The following is a 3,320-nucleotide window of genomic DNA, read 5'->3' on the forward strand; positions in this document are numbered from 1 at the left end:
GCGACTTCCAGATTGACGGTGAGATCCTTCTCGGCAACGATCGTGCCGTCGACCCGGTTCTCCAGGTGGACCGTGTTCTCGCCGTAGTTGAGATCGTCGAGGTCAGCCGACCAGTTGCCGTCGCTGTCTACATCGACCTCCCGGCCGTTGTCGATCACAACGGTCGAGTTCGGGTGTGCAGAGCCACTGATCTGAGCGGTGCGGGCTTTGAGGTCTTGAGAGGTCACGGCTGCCGAGAACTCATCGCCGACGTCAGGTGCACCCACGATGACGTCCGCGCCAGCGTTGAATTCGGCGACGAGGGCGATGTTTGTATTGAAACCCACAAAAAACTGAGGAACCGCCCTCGGCGATAGCCCGGTGCCCGAGACGGCAGAGTTAGACACTTCATTCCACACGAATAGCTGAGACTCCAACCCTTCGACGCAGGTGGTTGGAAGAACTTTCGTCGCGCTGAAATAGGTCAAACAGAGGTTAGAGGGGTTGTGCGCAGGGTGGACGGGGCCGGCGGTACCACGCGCCGGGAACGACCATGCTCGGGCGGCATCCTGAGCGGCGGCCAAGTTTGTATAGCTCCTTCCCGGAATCAGCGTGTCCTTCGACCAGGTGGACGGCACAACGAAGGCCTTTGCTGTGCCGGGTTTGCCGTTCTGCGAGATATACGGAAGCGCGACCGTCCTGTTGGCGTTGGTGCCGACCGGACCAGCCGCAGTGGCGGCCGAGCCGAAGCTCAGACCGGAGACCACGGTCGCGGCAGCGAGAGCGCCGGCGCCGAATCCCTTGAGGAGTTTTTTCTCTGACAAAGTGAAGACTTTCGTTCGGCCGCGTACGGCGGCGTAGATATGAATATCCAAAATACTACGTCAAGAATGCAGCTATGACAAGAGGTACGCGTGATTGACCTACCGACATCAGCGAGTGTCGACTAAAGTTGAGTTCGGTCAACTCAAGTCTTGGAAATGCGAAAGGCATCACCGAATGGCGAACATGCAGGGCGCACCCGCCTCCGACGAGAAGCAGAAGAGCGCCCTCCAGCAGTACGGCGTCGACCTCACTGCGATCGCGGCGAGCGGCAAGCTCGATCCCGTGATCGGCCGCGACTCCGAGATCCGTCGCGTCAGCCAGGTCCTCACCCGCCGCACCAAGAACAACCCCGTGCTGATCGGCGAACCCGGGGTAGGCAAGACGGCCGTCGTCGAGGGCCTCGCCCAGCGGATCGTCGCGGGCGACGTCGCCGACTCGCTCAAGGGCAAGCGCCTGATATCGCTCGATATCGCGGCGCTGGTCGCCGGGGCGATGTACCGCGGCCAGTTCGAGGAGCGCCTGAAGAGCGTCCTGAAGGAGATCACGGAGTCCGACGGGCAGGTCATCACGTTCATCGACGAGCTGCACACGCTCATGGGTGCCGGTGGCGGCGAGGGCAGCGTCGCCGCGGCGAACATGCTGAAGCCGATGCTCGCCCGAGGCGAGCTCCGCCTCATCGGCGCGACGACGCTCGACGAGTACCGCCAGTTCATCGAGAAAGACGCAGCCCTCGAGCGCCGATTCCAGCAGGTCTATGTGGGCGAGCCGACGGTCGAAGACACTGTCGCGATCCTCCGCGGCCTCAAGGAGCGCTACGAGGCGCACCACGGCATCACGATCGCCGACAGTGCTCTCGTCGCCGCCGCCTCGCTCAGCAACCGCTACATCACGAACCGTCAACTCCCCGACAAGGCGATCGACCTGGTCGACGAGGCGGGCAGCCGCCTCAAGATGGAGATCGACTCGTCGCCCGTCGAGCTCGATCAGCTCTATCGCGGCATGGTGCGGCTCCAGGTCGAGGAGCTCGCCCTCCAGAAGGAGAAAGACGCCGCCTCGCAGGCCCGTCTCGAATCGCTCCGCGACGAGCTCACCCTTCGCCAGCAGCAGTACGCCGATCTCAACCGGCGTTGGCTGGCCGAGAAGGCCGCGCTCCAGGGCGTCGGCGAGCTCAAGGGCCAGCTCAACCAGGCCCGCATCGACCTCGACAAGGCCATGCGCGAAGGCCGCTACCAGGACGCCTCCAAGATCAACTACGAGACGATCCCCGAGATCGAGAAGGCCCTGGCCGACGCCGAGAGCCTCGAGGCCAGCGGCGACCGGATGGTCAACGACCAGGTCACCGATGCCGACATCGCCGAGGTCGTCGCGTCGTGGACGGGCATCCCGGTCGGCCGCCTCATGGCTGGAGAGACGGAGAAGCTCCTCCACCTCGAGACGGAGCTCGGCCAGCGGATCATCGGGCAGCGCGAGGCGGTCCAGGCCGTCAGTGAGGCGGTGCGGCGCACCCGCGCGGGGATCTCCGATCCGGATCGTCCGACGGGGTCGTTCCTGTTCCTCGGGCCGACCGGCGTCGGAAAGACCGAGCTCGCCAAGGCCCTCGCCTCGTTCCTGTTCGATGATGACAAGGCCATGGTCCGGATCGACATGTCGGAGTACGGCGAGAAGCACACGGTGTCTCGGCTCGTCGGGGCCCCTCCCGGGTACGTCGGCTACGAGTCGGGCGGTCAGCTCACCGAGGCCGTGCGCCGGCGCCCCTACAGCGTGGTGCTCATGGACGAGGTCGAGAAGGCCCACCCGGAGGTGTTCGACGTGCTGCTGCAGGTGCTCGACGACGGCCGCCTGACCGACGGGCAGGGCCGGACTGTCGACTTCCGCAACACGATCCTCATCTTGACGTCGAACCTCGGGAGCCAGTTCCTGACCGATCCGTCGCTGTCTGACGAGCAGAAGCGCGACGCGGTCGACGAGATGGTGCGACAGGCGTTCAAGCCCGAGTTCATCAACAGGCTCGACGACATCGTGCTCTTCCAGTCGCTGACGAAAGACGACCTCGGTCAGATCGTCTCGCTCTACGTCGACCGGCTGGCCAAGCGCCTCACGGACCGCCGCCTCGAACTCGCCGTCACGCCGAACGCGCGGACCTGGCTCGGCGACCGCGGCTACGACCCGGTCTACGGTGCCCGGCCTCTGCGCCGCCTCATGCAGCGGCAGATCGACGACAACCTGGCGCGCGCTCTGCTCGACGGGTCGATCGCCGATGGCGACACCGTGCTCGTCGATGTGGCCCCCGACGGTGAGTCGCTCGCCGTGTCGAAGTCCTCCCTCGACGACTCCGAGTAAGGAAGTCCGCCACAAGGCGGCCGAACCGGGAGGGCGCGGAGTCGCACCCTCCCGGTTCGCGTCCACGCCCTGGCGCTACGGAGTGACCGGTGTCCAGACGCCGTAGGTGACGCTGTCGGTCTTGCCGTCCTTTGCGACCTGGTCGAAGATGAGGTTGTAGGTGTGTGTGGCGTTCC

At 65.1% G+C, this 3,320-nt stretch carries 2 protein-coding genes; one reads left to right on the plus strand and one right to left on the minus strand.

Annotated elements, in window-relative coordinates; all coding sequences use genetic code 11:
* A partial coding sequence (locus AC07TY_RS17970; RefSeq protein ID WP_494786213.1) for a hypothetical protein occupies window positions 1-854 on the minus strand: 854 nt, incomplete at its 3' end.
* Window positions 855-978: 124 nt separating this feature from the next.
* On the opposite strand from AC07TY_RS17970, the gene AC07TY_RS17975 reads away from it, so the two are divergent.
* Window positions 979-3,144, plus strand: a complete 2,166-nt coding sequence (locus AC07TY_RS17975; RefSeq protein ID WP_494786214.1) for an ATP-dependent Clp protease ATP-binding subunit — start codon at window positions 979-981, stop codon at window positions 3,142-3,144.
* The last annotated feature ends 176 nt before the right edge of the window (window positions 3,145-3,320 follow it).

This window comes from Frondihabitans sp. GW821-FHT04F02, from assembly GCF_059420045.1.

What these genes read in the sequence shown, in the direction of transcription:
- AC07TY_RS17975 (WP_494786214.1), top strand. Translation starts at nt 979, where the DNA reads ATGGCGAACATGCAGGGCGCACCCGCCTCCGACGAGAAGCAGAAGAGC.